General features: G+C 32.7%; 16 protein-coding genes. 9 read left to right on the forward strand and 7 right to left on the reverse strand.

The features are described from left to right. The first annotated feature begins 176 nt into the window (after nucleotides 1-176). On the forward strand, nucleotides 177-1,568 hold the full coding sequence (locus NGI30_RS09890) for an L-cystine transporter (protein WP_418129340.1): 1,392 nt from the start codon (nucleotides 177-179) through the stop codon (nucleotides 1,566-1,568). Nucleotides 1,569-1,686: 118 nt separating this feature from the next. Here the strand turns inward: NGI30_RS09890 and NGI30_RS09895 are convergent, their stop codons facing one another. Both NGI30_RS09895 and nfsA read right to left on the reverse strand, forming a co-directional pair. Continuing rightward, nucleotides 1,687-2,244: a hypothetical protein gene (locus NGI30_RS09895; RefSeq protein ID WP_251943589.1), complete on the reverse strand. Its 558-nt coding sequence runs from the start codon at nucleotides 2,242-2,244 to the stop codon at nucleotides 1,687-1,689. A gap of 85 nt (nucleotides 2,245-2,329) precedes the next feature. Beyond that, a complete protein-coding gene (gene nfsA / locus NGI30_RS09900) occupies nucleotides 2,330-3,085 on the reverse strand; it encodes an oxygen-insensitive NADPH nitroreductase (protein WP_251521319.1) in 756 nt (251 codons plus the stop codon). A 253-nt stretch (nucleotides 3,086-3,338) separates the two neighbouring features. Here nfsA and NGI30_RS09905 point away from each other — a divergent pair, with 253 nt between their 5' ends. From NGI30_RS09905 to NGI30_RS09925, 5 genes are all read left to right on the forward strand, one after another. After that, a complete protein-coding gene (locus tag NGI30_RS09905) occupies nucleotides 3,339-5,330 on the forward strand; it encodes a catalase (RefSeq protein ID WP_251943591.1) in 1,992 nt (663 codons plus the stop codon). Nucleotides 5,331-5,682: 352 nt separating this feature from the next. Then, on the forward strand, nucleotides 5,683-6,252 hold the full coding sequence (gene ahpC / locus NGI30_RS09910) for an alkyl hydroperoxide reductase subunit C (RefSeq protein WP_251521325.1): 570 nt from the start codon (nucleotides 5,683-5,685) through the stop codon (nucleotides 6,250-6,252). Between the two features lie 16 nt (nucleotides 6,253-6,268). Further along, on the forward strand, nucleotides 6,269-7,792 hold the full coding sequence (gene ahpF, locus NGI30_RS09915) for an alkyl hydroperoxide reductase subunit F (protein ID WP_251943593.1): 1,524 nt from the start codon (nucleotides 6,269-6,271) through the stop codon (nucleotides 7,790-7,792). 296 nt (nucleotides 7,793-8,088) lie between these two features. Further along, nucleotides 8,089-8,712, forward strand: coding sequence for an NDxxF motif lipoprotein (locus tag NGI30_RS09920; protein WP_251943595.1), 624 nt, complete (start codon nucleotides 8,089-8,091; stop codon nucleotides 8,710-8,712). A gap of 274 nt (nucleotides 8,713-8,986) precedes the next feature. Continuing rightward, a complete protein-coding gene (locus tag NGI30_RS09925) occupies nucleotides 8,987-9,193 on the forward strand; it encodes a hypothetical protein (RefSeq protein ID WP_251521333.1) in 207 nt (68 codons plus the stop codon). A gap of 67 nt (nucleotides 9,194-9,260) precedes the next feature. Here NGI30_RS09925 and NGI30_RS09930 read toward each other — a convergent pair whose 3' ends face one another. Continuing rightward, a complete protein-coding gene (locus tag NGI30_RS09930; RefSeq protein ID WP_251521336.1) occupies nucleotides 9,261-9,845 on the reverse strand; it encodes a histidine phosphatase family protein in 585 nt (194 codons plus the stop codon). Between the two features lie 400 nt (nucleotides 9,846-10,245). Here NGI30_RS09930 and NGI30_RS09935 point away from each other — a divergent pair, with 400 nt between their 5' ends. Beyond that, entirely contained in the window at nucleotides 10,246-10,575 is a 330-nt protein-coding gene (locus NGI30_RS09935) for a DUF4889 domain-containing protein (RefSeq protein WP_251521338.1), read from the forward strand. Between the two features lie 64 nt (nucleotides 10,576-10,639). Here the strand turns inward: NGI30_RS09935 and NGI30_RS09940 are convergent, their stop codons facing one another. Next, nucleotides 10,640-11,974, reverse strand: a complete 1,335-nt coding sequence (locus NGI30_RS09940) for a PepSY-associated TM helix domain-containing protein (protein ID WP_251943598.1) — start codon at nucleotides 11,972-11,974, stop codon at nucleotides 10,640-10,642. Nucleotides 11,975-12,207: 233 nt separating this feature from the next. Continuing rightward, complete coding sequence (locus tag NGI30_RS09945) at nucleotides 12,208-12,837, reverse strand: LysE family translocator (protein ID WP_251943600.1); 630 nt, start codon at nucleotides 12,835-12,837, stop codon at nucleotides 12,208-12,210. 618 nt (nucleotides 12,838-13,455) lie between these two features. On the opposite strand from NGI30_RS09945, the gene NGI30_RS09950 reads away from it, so the two are divergent. Next, nucleotides 13,456-13,686, forward strand: a complete 231-nt coding sequence (locus NGI30_RS09950) for a hypothetical protein (RefSeq protein WP_251943602.1) — start codon at nucleotides 13,456-13,458, stop codon at nucleotides 13,684-13,686. Between the two features lie 538 nt (nucleotides 13,687-14,224). After that, nucleotides 14,225-15,010, forward strand: coding sequence for a poly-gamma-glutamate hydrolase family protein (locus tag NGI30_RS09955; protein WP_251943605.1), 786 nt, complete (start codon nucleotides 14,225-14,227; stop codon nucleotides 15,008-15,010). A 95-nt stretch (nucleotides 15,011-15,105) separates the two neighbouring features. On the opposite strand, the gene NGI30_RS09960 is transcribed toward NGI30_RS09955, so the two are convergent. Beyond that, the gene (locus NGI30_RS09960) at nucleotides 15,106-16,242 is read right to left on the reverse strand and encodes a hypothetical protein (protein ID WP_251943607.1); all 1,137 of its coding nucleotides are present in this window, start codon (nucleotides 16,240-16,242) and stop codon (nucleotides 15,106-15,108) included. Nucleotides 16,243-16,522: 280 nt separating this feature from the next. Continuing rightward, nucleotides 16,523-16,699 (reverse strand): VraH family peptide resistance protein, encoded by a 177-nt coding sequence (locus NGI30_RS09965; RefSeq protein ID WP_286009870.1) that lies wholly within the window; start codon nucleotides 16,697-16,699, stop codon nucleotides 16,523-16,525. Nucleotides 16,700-16,910 lie beyond the last annotated feature (211 nt).

Genomic DNA, 16,910 nt, shown 5'->3' on the forward strand with positions numbered 1-16,910 from the left:
AAATTTCAAGACTTCGCGCATAGTACATTTATCAGATACTTTCAATCATTCACTTTCTATTCATTTATAAATTAATTTCAAAAATAACCTTGATTAAAATAAAATTTAGGATTATCCTTAGTAGATGTATCGGAATTAAGGGGTATTCCAAACTCTATATATAGAAAGTGTAGGTCCTGTTTATGTTATTCACAATTATTAACATCATTGTATTTATCGCATTGCTTACTGGGTTGTTCGCCATGGCCAAAAAGCATGTCTCCTTCCCTAAACGTGTATTTAGCGCTTTAGGTGTAGGTATTGTTTTTGGAATTATTTTACATTTACTTTATGGCGTTGACTCGAACGTTACTAAACAAACGACGGATTGGTTTAGTATCGTTGGTGATGGTTATGTCGCTCTATTACAAATGATTGTAATGCCATTAATATTTATTTCGATTGTATCTGCGTTTACAAAAATTCAAATTGGTGAAAAGTTCGCAAAAATTGGAATGTATATCTTTATATTTTTAATTGGAACGGTGACTATAGCCGCAATAATCGGAATCATCTCTTCCTTAGCCTTTGGTTTAGACGCATCAAGCATTGATTTAGGTCATGCGGAAAGTGCTAGAGGTCATGAAATTGCAGATAAAGCAAAGGATATGACTGCGCATACGTTACCACAACAAATTCTAGAATTATTACCAAGCAATCCATTCTTAGATTTCACTGGTCAACGTACAACTTCAACAATCGCAGTTGTCATCTTTGCAGCATTTATCGGATTCGCATTTTTACGTGTTATGCGCAAACAACCTGAAAGTGGTCATCTATTAAAACGTGGCATCGATGCCCTATACGATTTAGTTATGGCTATCGTAACTTTCGTCTTACGTTTAACACCGTACGGTATCTTAGCGATTATGACTACGACAATTGCGACAAGTGATTTTGGAGCCATTTGGACATTAGGTAAATTTGTAATTGCTTCTTATGTAGCACTTATTGCGATGTATATCATTCATTTAATCATTATTTCAATTCTCGGATTGAATCCGATAACTTACGTTAAGAAAACAGCTGAGGTACTATTATTCTCATTCACTTCACGTTCAAGCGCAGGATCATTACCGTTAAATGTACAAACTCAAAAAAATCGTTTAGGTGTTCCTGATGGCATCGCGAATTTCTCAGCTTCATTCGGTTTATCTATTGGTCAAAATGGTTGTGCAGGAATCTATCCTGCAATGTTAGCAATCATGGTTGCCCCTGCAGCTGGCGTTGATGTTAACTTACAATTCATCTTAACCGTAATAGGTGTTGTAATTATCAGTTCCTTCGGTGTAGCAGGTGTTGGTGGTGGTGCGACATTCGCTTCTATTCTCGTATTATCAACATTAAACTTACCAATCGCACTTGCAGGTGTGTTAATTTCTGTAGAACCACTCATTGACATGGGACGTACAGCGCTTAACGTTAACGACTCAATGTTAGCAGGTACAGGCACTGCAAAACTTACTAAAAACTTAGATAAAGATTTATACGATTCTAAAGAATACAACGAACTTTCAACAAGTCATTAATAGTTGCATTACTTTAGTCCATTAAAAAGAGCCATATATCAATGTTTGCTTTAACATTGATATATGGCTTATTTATTTGGGTTAAATTTAAATTTATATACCCTTTTACTGGCTTCAATTAAATTTCAGAATGAAAAGGGCCCCACGGCAACGGTTCTTTACTATCAATTGGTACTGCATCAATCACTTTAGAAATATCATCAAACCATTTATAAAAAGCAGGATCTTTGTCGAGTTGTGCTTCTATACTATTTTTTCTCACATCATGAAGATACCATGTACGACTATCAACGACGCATTGCATTTGAGCATATGCAATACGCGGTTTGTTCGCACTATCATAAACTTTATTGACGCGTGATACGAGCGTCGGTGCCTGATCGATTAAATCCTGTGAGATAGATTTCTTATAATCCAAATTATCTAAATCGGTCCACAATTTCAATTGGCCATTGATTTGAAAGAAAATATCTATTGATACATCATCAAATGAGAGTAATATAAAGATGCGATCTGCAGTATTTTCAACTGATTTATTAGTGCCATAAACTAACTTTTTCGCTGATTTTACCCAATATGCTTCAATTTCTTCAGTTGTCAATCCTCTACTTGGGTTGTTCAATTCTTTCTCTTTTGGAAGTTCATTCGTCCTCCTCTTAAACAACTTATTAAACATGTTCAGATTAACCAACCCCTTTATTTATCAATTCACATAACGCTAACCTAACAGTTCAATGACTATCCCCTATATATAAACTTATCTAGCGCTTGATAAATCCGGCATTGTTTAAGTGATTTAACATGTCTAATCTCTGTTTAGAACTCATGAAATTAGATATTTGAGTAGACCATTTTTCAGTTCTTTGACCATTTGTACGTTGGTTATAATAGTCGCTAACAGTTTGGTCATACGATTCGATTGCTTTGCGTTGTTGTTCTTTGTCTGTATTGTATTGATCTAAATGAAATACATGGTCTAAAGGTAAACGTGGCTTCGGTGAGCCTGCTTCATCATCAGCAGGTACACCTAATGCCATACCAAATAGAGGGAAAGTATAATCTGGTAAATTTAAGACTTCCTTCACTCTTGCCACATCATTTCTAAGTGAGCCAAGATAGACGATACCATAACCCATATCTTCTGCAGTGGCTGCAATATTTTGTGCCACTAATGCTACATCGATACTACCTACTAATAAGCCTTCAGCCGATTCAAATGATGTCTCCATATTCTCTTCAGTATCTTCATTGATAATACTGTGTCTATAATAATCCAACACAAAAACAAGCAGATAACCATTATCTACGACATAAGGTTGGCCTGATACTTCTTGTAGATCCTCTTTTATCTTAGGGTCTCTAACACCTACAATTGAATAAGTTTGTAAGTAACTTGATGTTGAAGCACTTTGTCCTGCTTCAACCATACGCTCAATATGATCATCAGGAACGGGTTCACTCTTAAATTTCCTTACTGAGTGATGCTTTTTCAATAAATTGTAAACATGATCAGTCATTTAATCATCTCCTTGCTAGATTCTTTATAGCATTATTTTAACAAAGTCATAGTGATAATACTTATTTTAGAGTTACCCTTTTCACTTTTAATTAAAAGGAGATTATTGAGAAAATTTGAAAGTTTGTAAAAGTTATTAAATGATAGTTCACTGTATTTATCTACAACTTATTTTTTATTTTAAATGAAATAAATAAAATGTTTCTTAATTTCAAATGCGTGGAAAAACAAACATATAATCAAGGAGGGGTATTATGACTAATAAGAAACAAGAACAATTAAATAAAGTCACTAAACAAAATGATAACGACGCAATGACTACGAATAATGGTGTTAAAGTAAATGAAGATGAAAACACGTTAACTGTGGGAGAACGTGGTCCTAGTTTATTAGAAGACTTTCACTTCAGAGAAAAAATCATGCATTTCGACCACGAACGTATTCCAGAGCGTATCGTTCATGCTAGAGGTTTCGGTGCGCACGGTGAATTCCAAGTATACGAAGACCTTTCAAAATACACTTCTGCAGATTTCTTAACAAACCCAGATAAGACAACACCAGTCTTTGTACGTTTTTCAACTGTACAAGGTTCAAAAGGTTCACCTGACACAGTACGTGACGTAAGAGGTTTCGCTACAAAATTCTACACAGATGAAGGTATATTCGATTTAGTAGGTAATGATATTCCTGTATTCTTCATTCAAGATGCTATTAAATTCCCTGACTTAATTCACGCAGTTAAACCAGAACCTCATAATGAAATGCCTCAAGGTGGTTCAGCTCATGATACTTTCTGGGATTTCTTCGCACAAAATCCAGAGTCAACTCATACTGCAGTTTGGGCAATGAGTGACCGTGGTATCCCTAAAAACTTCAGACAAGTTGAAGGTTTCGGTGTACACACTTTCCGTCTCGTAAACAGTGAAGGAAAATCTTATTTCGTTAAATTCCACTGGAAACCTGTACACGGTTTAGAATCATTCGTTTGGGATGAAGCACAAATCTTACATGGTAAAGATGTAGACTTCCATCGTAAAGACCTTTATGAATCAATCGAAAAAGGCGACTATCCAGAATGGGAATTAGGTTTACAAATCATTGAACCCGAACAAGAATTTGACTTCGACTTTGATATTCTAGATCCAACAAAAATTTGGCCAGAAGATCAAGTACCAGTAAAAATCGTTGGTAAAATGACATTAAACCAAAACGTTTCAAATGTCTTCGACGAAACTGAACAAGCTGCTTTCCACCCTGGTCACATTGTTCCTGGTATTGATTTCTCAAATGACCCATTGTTACAAGGTCGTTTATTCTCATACACTGATACACAAATTTCTCGTCTTGGCGGTCCTAACTTCAACCAAATCCCTATCAACCGCCCAGTCAACGAAGTTCATAACAACCAACGCGATGCAATGCACCAAATGAACGTACACAAAGGTCAAGTCGCTTATCATAAAAATGCACTTAATAATAATGAACCTCATACTTCTTCAAAAGAAGAAGGTGGCTATGAACACTATCAAGAAAAAGTAGAAGGACACAAAATCAGAAAACGTAGCGAAAGCTTTAAAGATTACTACAGCCAAGCTAAACTATATTTAAATAGTTTAACTCAACCTGAATTTGATCATACAGTAGATGGTTTCTCATTTGAACTTGGTATGTGTAAATCAATCATGGTTAAACAAAACGCTGTTAATCAATTAAACAAAGTAGATCGCGAACTTGCTGAACGTGTAGCTAATAACATAGGCGTTGAAGTTCCAGAAGAAAACGAAGAAGTTCAATCAGACGCTAAAGACAGCAAATTAACAATGGAAAAATTCGATATTCCATTACCTGGACATTCTGTTGCCGTATTAATCAACGATGATATTGATGAAGAAACATTAAAATCTTATGCTCAAACATTCGTTGATAACAAATTAAACTACGCTTTCGTTGGTAAACAACCACGCAACATTTCAGAAGACTTCGGTATCACTGAAACATTCGATACAGCGCACCCAACACTATTTGATAGTTTAATGGTATACGCTAACGGCCAAGACTTATTACCAGAAGTAGAAGAATTTGCTGAACTTACGTACAAACACAACAAACCATTAGTTGTTAACGAAGAAGCAGCACAAAGATTACAAAACTCTAAAATCTCATTAAGCGCACCAGGCGTATTCGTTTCAAATGATCCAGCAACAATCGTAAATGCATTTGATAGAGCTAGATATTGGGACAGATAATATAACCTCCCCTTTTGAAAGCATCTAACTACAACGTTCCGTATAAACTATAAAAATCTTCTCAATTACGTTAATACAGTTGAGAACACAAAGACACATTTGATAAATAATTTAAAGTGATGCCACTTATACTCCAGTTCAATATCAATAAGATTGATTTGCAACCACGAGATTAAGTGGCATCTGCTTTAGCTTTTATGAAGTGGCACTTGAGCTTTTTAGATTGACGAAATCATAACTAAATGCAATAATAGATAACGAAAGATTAGAATTATTATAAATAAGTAATTATGATAATCTATTTTATAATAATTCTAAATCAAAATTACTGAATTCTTAGGAGGATGTTTTTATGTCTTTAATTAATAAAGAAATTTTACCATTCACAGCAAATGCTTTTGATCCAAAGAAAGATGAGTTTTTCGAAATCTCAGATGAAAACTTAAAAGGTTCATGGAACGTTCTTTGCTTCTATCCAGCTGACTTCTCATTCGTATGTCCAACTGAATTAGAAGATTTACAAAATCAATACGACAAATTACAAGAATTAGGCGTAAACGTTTATTCAGTTTCTACTGATACTCATTTCGTACACAAAGCTTGGCACGATCATTCAGATGCTATTAGCAAAATCCAATACCCAATGATTGGTGACCCTTCTCAAACAATCACTCGTAACTTCGACGTATTAGATGAAGAAGACGGTCTTGCGCAACGTGCTACATTCGTAATCGATCCAGATGGCGTTGTTCAAACTACTGAAATCAACGCAGGTGGCATCGGTCGTGACGCAAGTAACTTAGTAGACAAAATCAAAGCAGCACAATATGTACGTCAACACCCAGGCGAAGTTTGCCCAGCAAAATGGGAAGAAGGTTCAGAAACATTACAACCTGGTCTTGACTTAGTAGGTAAAATCTAAGGAGGCATTGATTTAAATGCTTGAAGCACAACTCAAATCACAATTAGAACAATTACTTCAACTTATGGAAGGTGACATTGTATTCAAAGCTAGCTACGGTTCAGATAATAAATCTAAAGAATTAAAGGAATTATTAGATGAAGTAGCGTCAATGTCATCACGCATCACTGTTGAAGAGGCAGACCTTAAACGTACACCAAGTTTCACAGTAGATAGACCTGATGAATCAAGTGGTATCACGTTTGCTGGTCTTCCGATGGGGCATGAATTCAACTCATTTGTACTCGCAATTCTACAAGTAAGTGGTCGTGCACCAAAAGAAGAACAATCAGTCATTGATCAAATCAAAGCACTCGACCGTCCGCTACATTTTGAGACTTATATTAGTCTTACTTGTCAAAAATGCCCTGACGTTGTCCAAGCTTTAAATTTAATGAGTCTATTAAATCCAAATATCACTCATACAATGATTGATGGTGCTATTTTCAGAGAAGAATCTGAAGATATTATGGCTGTGCCAGCTATTTTCTTAGATGGTGAAGAATTTGGTAACGGTCGTATGACTGTTCAAGATATTTTATCTAGTTTAGGCAGCCAAGCTGACCCTGCAGAATTCGACAACAAAGACCCATATGATGTTTTAATTCTTGGTGGAGGACCAGCAAGTGGTAGTGCTGCTATTTACACTGCACGTAAAGGTTTACGTACAGGTATCGTTGCTGACCGTATCGGTGGCCAAGTAAATGATACAGCAGCAATCGAAAACTTCATTACTGTTAAAGAAACAGATGGTCCTAAGTTTTCATCAGCTTTAGAAGATCACATCAATCACTATGATGTGGATATCATGACAGGTATTCGTGCTGACGGTATCGAAAAAGAGGACGATGGTATTACTGTAACGCTAGATAATGGCGCTCAATTACAAAGTAAAACTGTCATCATTTCAACAGGTGCACGTTGGCGTAAACTTGAAATACCTGGTGAGGACGAGCTAATCAATAAAGGGGTCGCATTCTGCCCGCACTGTGACGGTCCTTTATTTGAAAACAAAGATGTTGCTGTCGTTGGTGGCGGCAATTCAGGTGTCGAAGCTGCGATCGACTTAGCTGGTATCGTTAAAAACGTTACGTTATTAGAACGTAATCCAGAATTAAAAGCTGATAACGTATTACAAGAAAGATTAAATTCATTATCAAATGTAAAGGTTATTAAAAATGCTCAAACAACTGAAGTATTAGGTGAAGGTTCCGTAACGGGTCTACAATATCAAGATAAATCAACTGGAGAACTACATTCATTAGAATTAGAAGGTATTTTCGTACAAATCGGACTACTGCCTAACACTGAATGGTTAGATAACTATGTTGAGTTAAATGAGGCAAAAGAAATTATGATTGATCGTAAGAACGCAACAAGCGTGCCAGGCATTTTTGCGGCAGGCGATGTAACTGACGATCGCAATAAACAAATCATTATTTCAATGGGTGCAGGTGCCAATGCAGCACTTAATGCCTTTGATTATATTATCAGACATTAATACCTAAGAAGAATCACCCCCCCTATCATAATAGAAATAAACACGTTTCAGAGTATAACACTACTTTGAAACGTGTTTTTTGTTTAATATATATCTAATTTAAAAACTCAATATTTACGCTTTATTGCTTACGAATTCGAAGTAATTTGATATGATGTTCAAAACTTTGTCACTTGTTCATTTATGGCGCATTTAAATAGTTAGCTTGACGTGATACGCTTAGGTTATAATTTAAAAGAATAGAACTGTTGAATAACATTTTTCAACTCAACATCACAAAGGAGCAATACGTTTTTATGAAGAAAATAATTATCCCCGCATTAACTATAGCATTTACTGTTACTCTTACAGCGTGCGGCAACCCTGGTACGAATAAAGATGAACAACAACCAAATAAGCACGAAGCACCTAAAAACGTTGATAAAGTAACTGAAAATAATATCTTCCACTCTACTAAAAAAGGTAAAAAGCTTAGTGAACAAGAAATGAATAAAGCGATTTCTAAATACTTAGAAACGAACGCAGATATTTTAGATAATAAATATCAAATTCAATACAAGTTAGATAAGCAATCTACTTCTGATAAGAAAATTACTGATGCTCAAGCTAAAAGATTATCGAAATTATCACACAATGCAATTAAAAATGATGTCCGCTTTAAAAAGTTTGTAAAAAATAACACATTACCAGAAGGTTATAAAGAAAATGTAGATCGTATTATTAAATATTTCACAGCACTCAATAGTACGATTGCAGATGCAGATCAAGAAATCGAAGAGTTAGACTATCAACCACAAAACAAACTTAATGTCGTGGACGTCTCTACAAAATATGCCGGTGACGTTAACGGCAAGCAACAAGACAAAATTAAAAAATTCCTTAAATCTAAAAATATCGACACGAAAGCAATTGATAAATAAATATAAGCGATAGATAAATTTGTTTATACATCGAATTAAAATTACAAAATGGTGACATTCCTTTGACAACGTAAATGCGATAACTATCCTATTTAAGCACATTCACTCTATTCATTTATCAAACTTTGTTTTGTATTTGTAAAAAACCTTACATGATTGTAAGGTTTTTTAATTTAACATATATTTTATCTGAAAATGACTTTTGTTATGCTAAACAGAAATCGTTAAGGACGCATAAATAAAACAAAAATAAATGAATAAGGAGGTTAGTGCTTTGATTATTACAATGTTATTAGGTGCCGTCACTGCTATCTGTATCGCATATAACATATTTGAAACCGAAGAAAAGTACGGTGTCGTCACATATAAAAAGATTATACTTAGTGTCACCTATGTAATAGCTGCGGTCATTGTGGGTAGTTTCATAGATAATATTCACTTTATATTCCAAGGATTTCATGAAACTTTAAATAATAAATAAAAAAAAATATTAATCTAAACTGTATTCCCAATGTTTAGACTAATATCTTTCTCATACATATAAATAATTAATAATCTTTTTCCACCACGTACGGCACGCAATTGTCAACTTCACGGTCAATTGCTGTTTCTTGTTTATCATATCCTAAGTATACCATCATACATCTGATTACAACTTGATGCGCAACAACTGCGATGGTTTCTAAAGAAGGGTCAACTTCTTTTTCGAAAAATTGTTTCACTCGGTTTAATACATCTGTGTAACTTTCCCCTTCAGGTGCCTTTTGAGTGAAACTATGTCTAAATGATTTATAATTCTCATCATTAAAATAAGCTGAATATGTTGGATTTTGCTTTAAGTCACTAACTAAAGTACCTTCGAACAACCCTAATGAGCGTTCTCTTAATGTACTAGTTACTGTTGTAGGAATGGCTTTATCGAATATTGCACCGTATGTTTGCTTTGTTCTTGTTAAATCAGAAACATAAACACGGTCAATATCTTTTTGTTCAAATTCTTCTTTTAAAGCTTGTGCTGACTGAAGTCCTTTTTCAGTTAATTGAACATCCATTTGTCCACAAAAGTAGTCTTTCCCATGTTTTTTATCATAGTTGGATTGTGATTCTCCGTGACGAATTAAAAAAATCTTCATGAAATTCTCCTCATCTCTCTTAAAATATTTAGCTGTTATAAAATAATAAGAATTGTCAATATGCAGACACTACATAATAGTTTACACATATCTCTACCCCTATCATATCCAAGGTTTTACAAATGTTCAAATAAAGCAATCACACAATTTTTACAAGTTTGTGACAAACAGAGATTTACGGTGTTACTTTTCTCAAAAATTGCTGTTATATCGTCTTTTTTTACTTTTTACAGTTGTATAACTGCTCGTATATCAATTTATCTTATACTGTTGTAGTTTTTATAAATATACTTTTCAATATAAAGATGTAAATTATGACAATATTATAAAAGTTTGTTTAAAACAATACACAAATGGCTCGAATCATTTAAAATGGAGTGAAAAGGAGGAAATAAACTCAATGAATAAAAAAGTTGCATTACCTATTATTTTAGTACTGGCTATTATTGGGATCGTCTTCACATTAATGATGGTGTTCTCTAGTCAATCAAGTACATATTATGGTTATATGAAAGACAGTACAACTGCTGAAAAGGTTGTCAGCGAGAAAGATGGTCTCGTAACGAAAAATGTTAAAATAGAAAAAGAAGATGATTTCAAACCTAAAAAAGGTGATTTCGTTAAACTCGCTTCAAAAGATGAAGGTGAGAGTTTCTATAAAAAAGAAATCGTGAAACACGATGACATTCCTCACGGTTTAATGATGAAAATTCATAAAATGAAGATGTAACATAAAAAGCACTGGCGTAATCTATACGCCAGTGCTTTTTATTTATTAAATTATTTAATTTAAGTTACCCTTGCCCTGCGCTTCTATCTTTGAAATATAAATAACCTTCGATAGCAAATACGATGATGAGTGAGAAGCCAAAGAGAGGCATCAAAATACCGAGTATTACAAGTATGATGAACAATGAAATAGACATCGGCTTTTTCACTCGTTTAGGGACTTTAACTTTACTACTTTTCATTCTCTTAATCCAAGAGTAAAAACCAAATCCTATTGCACATAACAATGCGATACATACAATTAAATTGATAATCTTATTCGCAATTCCGAAAAGATGTCCCTCATGTAATGGGATGCCCCACGTGAACCACTTACCGATGATGCCGTACTCTTGATACTTCACTTGACCTAAGTTCTTTCCAGTATATTGATCTAAGTACAACGTTTTTTCATCGTATGGAGATACGTCTAACCCCGTAACACCTGTATTACTACTCTTCGTCAAGGTGAAGGCGCCTTCTGGTTTTGATGGGTAAACGATCGAATAAGGTTTAGACATACCATTCTGTTTAGCTGCTTTAACCACTTTATCAATAGAAATTTGTTTTTTGAAATCCGTTTTAGGTATTTCTCCACTTCCATGATGTGCTGCATGTTTCGATTCAGGTTGCTTATTCTTTCTCGTTGCCCATGGTATTTCGTTTACATCTGATTTAGGAGGGTTCACAGTGAGTTCAGACTGCCCTAATGTCCCAGAAGTACTTAGAATATTCGCAAGCTTGGCACCTGTAAAACCTGACCACGGTAATCCTGTAATTACTAAAATAAGAACCGGGATCGCAATAATCATCCCTATGAAAGCATGTACTTTCTGGAATCTCAGTTGTTTCGCGTTATTTTTTAATAATTTCTTCTTAAATAACATAAACAGACCAGACAATATCATAAATACAGTCCAACACGCTGTCAGTTCTACCAAATAATTAATAATTGTATTATTCGTATAGAGTGAACTATGTATACTTCTTACCACATTCGCATATGTATGTTTTGCATTTTGATCTGCTACAATTTGATGATTATCATCAATAAATACATAGCGTTGATTACCTGCCATGTCATCGAGCGTTATTCGGCTATTATAAGGCTCAGACATAATACTGACCTTACTAATATAAAACCCTTCAAACTTATGCTCTACTTCATCCACAGCGTCATCGAGCGATTGATAATGCTCTACCTTACTTTTGTCAAAAAACTCATGTTTATAAATATTATTTTCTACATCTTGGAAAAATAAAAAACCTATCCCTGATAACGTTAATGTTATCAGTAATGGTGCGATGAAAAATGCTGCATAAAAATGTAATCTTTGTAATGGATTAAAACTATTTTTCAAATTAAAATTCCACCTTTCTGTACATATTATAGGGGAAATCTTTAAAAAGTATGTAGACAATTTGTGACGACTGAATTTTTAAATAAAAATTTATTTTTATCTTATGAAAATGAATATGATTGCTCGGATATAAAAAACTGGTTTACAGATTATTTTCAATCTATAAACCAGTAGGGACACTTAATTAAATATCAGTTTCTCATCATTTTGAATGGTTAAAATACTAAATTACTTTAACCTTTACTTAGTAATAAATTGATAGATAATGCTATAAGTACAGCACCTATCGTATAATCAAATATTGCTTTAACTTTTCTGCGCGTTAATAACTTTTTAATGTATTGGAAAATAAATACGCAAAATATAAACCAAGTTAAAATAACCGTTGTTGTAATTGCAGTCAACATTGTAAGTTTCGCTGTTGCGCCATCACCTGCAGAAACAAATTGAGGTAGAATACTTATGTAATATAATAATGCTTTCGGATTTAAACTCGTACTTAGAAACCCTTGTTGATAAGAAGTGAAGTACGATGTACGATCAGGCTTTAATTGACTTTCAGATTCTGAAAAATCCATACTCTTACGTGCTGATAAAATACTTTTTAGACCTAAATAAATTAAATAACATGCGCCTAAAATCTTAATCGCTAAAAATACGTAATACATTTTGGCTAAAATAAATACTATTCCGAAGATAACAAGTAAAGAATAACAAACGTGGCCTGTAGTTATACCTAATGCTGCCATAGCTCCATTCGCTTTACCAGAATGAATTGAATTTCTCATAACTACGAAGAAATCTGGACCAGGTACTAAAATAAGCATTAAAGTTATCGTGATAAATGTAATTACTTCTTCCATTTTTTCCACCTCCATCCTCGTCTATGTTATCAACTTCCAAGAGCCTTCTCAATAAGGGAGAGCCCAATATTTTAAATTCAATTTAATCTAAATTTTCTAAATATGACACCCAATCATTCTGTAAAAATTATTAGCAGTTTTGTTGTAACTCATAATAAAAATTGCTATATTGTATTTGTAGTTTGTAAAAACTACTCGTCTTTTATATTCATGAACATATTACTCTTTAGACGGTATTCTTTATCCGTTTTTCAGCCGACAATATTATCATATTGTCGGCTGTTTTTATTTTATAACCTAGAATTTTTCTTCAATTTAACGCTCCTAATTTTGAACAATTTTTATATTTTAGATTATCCCTTAAGTATTCAACTCACTATTTAGAATTATTATAAATTATTTGGAAAGTAAAAACCTTATTGCGGAGCGATTCGTAACCTTTTTCGTTAAAATACTGGTGTTTAATTTAGACAAACCCCTCCACATTTGATGAAATATAATGTATAATAAGAGTCAGATTAAAATTATTACAATCAATAAGAAATATAACTGACACAAATTCTCAATTAGATTAGAAATACTATCCAGTTACATTCTTAATAAAAGGAGAGAGATTCAATGCAATTATTAGATTACAAAATGCAAAATGATGAATTAATCGCCACTGTAATGTCTGATAACAAACACTTATTTAAATATACTTTCGACGTAACTACACCAGAATATGAAATTTTAGATGTCCTTGAAGAAATCAATGATCATGTTGATAATGGTCATCATCCATTAGGCTGCACAATATTAAAAAATTATGATTTCGAGGACGTGAACCATCATTCTTTACAATCTTAAATACACATACTGCATACTAAGATGAGTCATCTGTTTTTAACCAAACAGTACACTCATCTTTTTTAATTGATTCACTTATACATATGTTAATCTAATTAATAAGACATAACTTTACGAAATCGACTACTTTATTAATTTTAAAAAAGGAGCAGATAGTATGTGGATTCTTGCAATATTGCTCATTGTTTTTGGTATCGTTTTATTATCATTTAAAAAGACATTAGCTAATAAAACAAAGACGAGCATAAAACAAAGTCTAATCAGTTTGGGCACGATTTGTTTAATTGTTGGCCTATTTTATTTAATTGGTTTGATTATAAAGTCTTTAATTTAACCTCTTTTTCTTATACTACGCCTGGATTCTCGACAACTAAAACATATTCTGATTTATTTTAATAATATATTTATCACTCTCTTTTTATAAAGAATTCATCATTTTTTAATTTCTTAACACAACTGTAATTAAACTATTTAACACAGGTTGCCAGATATTTGATATAATCTTGTAGTCAATAAATTTAACATTTTGGAGAAATCAATGAATCATATATTAAAAAACGTTATTTATTATTTAACTATGCTAGTGATTGTAGGCATCATATTATTCGCTTTATATTTTTTGTATGTCTGGCGTAACGATCAACCAATTAATCACGATTATTATGAAAGTTTTAAAGATATGAAAGCACATACGAAAGAGTACCGTGATTGGAAAATCAGTACAACTACTTCCAACAATAACGACATACTGATAACAGCAATTCACGGTGGCGGTATCGAACCTGGAAGTTCAGAATTAGCGAAACTTATCTCAAAAAAAGGTGACTTTAATCTTTACAGTTTTGAAGGTTTATTAAAATCAGATAACCAAAAACTACACATCACGTCTACTACATTTGACGAACCCAAACTGATAAAGATGAGTAAAAAATCAAAAACAATTGTCTCCGTCCACGGTTTAGATGAGGATAAAAAAGTTGTATATATTGGGGGTCAAGACAAAGGACTAGCTAAATCCATTAAAAATGCACTCGAGAAAAAAGGATTTAACGTTGAAGATAGCCCAAATTATGTAAATGGTGATTCTAAACATAATATTATAAATCAAAATGGATCAGGCTCTGGTGTACAATTAGAAATTTCAACAAAATATCGCCAGCAGTTCTTCGAAAACAAAGATTTCTCACGTTCTACTAGAGAAAACGTTCAAGATTACAATAAAGATATCTTTAAATTCGCAAATGCAGTTACTAAAGGGATTAAAGACAACAAAATACAACAGAAATCATCTCCATTCGATTTCTTTAAAAATCTGTTTCAGTAGTAAATAAGTAAACAATTGCTTATAAAGTTAAAAAGACACCACAAAAGTTAGTTCCCCTAACTTCTGTGGTGTTTTTTATATCATTAATCTTAATGTTATTTCTTTAAAACACGTTTATAACTAACTAAAAATACTCCTACTATCATAGACACAACACCTGCGCCTAAAGTAATAGATTGAGAACCATATTGGCCTTGCCCAGTTTCAGGTAATGTTTCTTTAGAATGATCACTTACTGTTTGTGTGTGTTGAGTTTGTGGGTAGAACGTTTTTTGTGGTGCATAGATTACATGATTATATTTATTAGCAATTCTTTGAGTTTCGTGATTAATAGTTCTTTCATATTCTTTAGATTTCATAGTTGATAAAAGCGGCATTCTTTGTGTTAATTCATCCCATTCATTATTTGTCATCCCTTTAGGAGCTAATCCAGCATAAGGAGTTTGGCCTATACTATTGATATGTTGTGGGTAAAATGTTTTTTGTGGTGCATAAATTGTAGTTTCATAAATATTTGCAAATGTTTGCGTTTCTTTATTTAGTATTTTGTTATATTCTTCTTTTGATACTTCAGATCGTTTTGGCATTTTATCTTCAAAATACTTATATTGTGTATATGTCATTCCTGTAGGAGGGAATCCACCATAAGGGCTCTTTGATTGAGAAGTTTGTAAAGAATCTTTTTGTGGATAATACGTCTTTGTAGGTCCATAAATCACGTGATTATATTTATTAGCAATTCTTTGCGTCTCATGATCGCCAACTCTGTTATATTCTTTCGTTGTCAAAAGTGATAGATAAGGCATTCTTTGTGTTAATTCATCCCATTCATCATTTGTCATGCCTTTAGGAGGTATTCCAGCATAAGGAGTTTGGCCTATAGTATTGATAGGTTGTGGGTAAAATGTTTTTTGTGGCGCATAAATTGTAGTTTCATAAAGACTAGCAAATGCTTGCGTTTCTTTATTTAGTATTTTGTTATATTCCTCTTTTGATACTTCAGATCGTTTTGGCATCTTATCTTCAAAAAACTTATATTGATCATATGTCATTCCTGTAGGAGGAAAACCACCATAAGGGCGTTCTGATTGAGCTTTTTGTGAAGTTGTTGATTGTTGCGTTTCATTTGATGTTACACTATTTGTTTCAGCTGCATCAACATTTTGTTGAATAGTAGTGAATGCTAACGTACTTGCTAAAAAAGAACCAGTTAAAAACATAGTTTTTTTCATTTTTATACCCCTTTATTAATATACTTTTTCTAATAAAAGCGTATCATACATATTAAGCAAGACAATTACTATATAGATTTTTTACAATAATTTATATTTTTTTACACTTAATTAAACTTATAATATTATTTTTCATCCTCTCTTATTATTAGGTTAATTATTATTACCAATGATTTGAATAGCTCAATTAGATACATTTCTATAATATTTAATAAATTTCTTCAAACAAAAACTGATAGCGCCTTTAACAAGACACTATCAGTTGATTTAGAAAAAATATTTAAGAATTTGACTGCACATATGACCCGATAAATAAGCCTGCTGGTATGCCTATAAAAGGTGTAAAAATCATACTCAATAAAATTATAGATATAACCATTATTACAAAACTTTTTGATTTTAACTCCATTTTTAATAAATTCTCTTTGGTTTGTTGTATGTACTCTTTGATGCTCATTTCTTCACCTCTATTTTAGATAAAATAATTAATTAAATTTATTTATTTTGTGTATAAATAACATTATATATCAGAGTCATTTTAGTTTCAACATACTTTTATAACAGTTTTACCTAGCAACCTGAAATTTTATAACAATTATGAGAAGATAATTTATTTTTATAACCTCCATGATTGCATACTAAAAAACCCCCCAAATTTTTACTTATGG

This window comes from Staphylococcus sp. Marseille-Q5304, assembly GCF_943737015.1.
GTDB classification, from domain to species: Bacteria; Bacillota; Bacilli; order Staphylococcales; family Staphylococcaceae; genus Staphylococcus; species Staphylococcus hsinchuensis.

Bases quoted from the DNA above. Each gene is read 5' to 3' on its own strand.
- NGI30_RS09895 (WP_251943589.1), bottom strand. From the start codon at position 2,244: ATGTTTAATAAGTTGTTTAAGAGGAGGACGAATGAACTTCCAAAAGAG.
- nfsA (WP_251521319.1), bottom strand. From the start codon at position 3,085: ATGACTGATCATGTTTACAATTTATTGAAAAAGCATCACTCAGTAAGG.
- NGI30_RS09905 (WP_251943591.1), top strand. From the start codon at position 3,339: ATGACTAATAAGAAACAAGAACAATTAAATAAAGTCACTAAACAAAAT.
- ahpC (WP_251521325.1), top strand. From the start codon at position 5,683: ATGTCTTTAATTAATAAAGAAATTTTACCATTCACAGCAAATGCTTTT.
- ahpF (WP_251943593.1), top strand. From the start codon at position 6,269: ATGCTTGAAGCACAACTCAAATCACAATTAGAACAATTACTTCAACTT.
- NGI30_RS09920 (WP_251943595.1), top strand. From the start codon at position 8,089: ATGAAGAAAATAATTATCCCCGCATTAACTATAGCATTTACTGTTACT.
- NGI30_RS09930 (WP_251521336.1), bottom strand. From the start codon at position 9,845: ATGAAGATTTTTTTAATTCGTCACGGAGAATCACAATCCAACTATGAT.
- NGI30_RS09935 (WP_251521338.1), top strand. From the start codon at position 10,246: ATGAATAAAAAAGTTGCATTACCTATTATTTTAGTACTGGCTATTATT.
- NGI30_RS09945 (WP_251943600.1), bottom strand. From the start codon at position 12,837: ATGGAAGAAGTAATTACATTTATCACGATAACTTTAATGCTTATTTTA.
- NGI30_RS09950 (WP_251943602.1), top strand. From the start codon at position 13,456: ATGCAATTATTAGATTACAAAATGCAAAATGATGAATTAATCGCCACT.
- NGI30_RS09955 (WP_251943605.1), top strand. From the start codon at position 14,225: ATGAATCATATATTAAAAAACGTTATTTATTATTTAACTATGCTAGTG.
- NGI30_RS09960 (WP_251943607.1), bottom strand. From the start codon at position 16,242: ATGAAAAAAACTATGTTTTTAACTGGTTCTTTTTTAGCAAGTACGTTA.
- NGI30_RS09965 (WP_286009870.1), bottom strand. From the start codon at position 16,699: ATGAGCATCAAAGAGTACATACAACAAACCAAAGAGAATTTATTAAAA.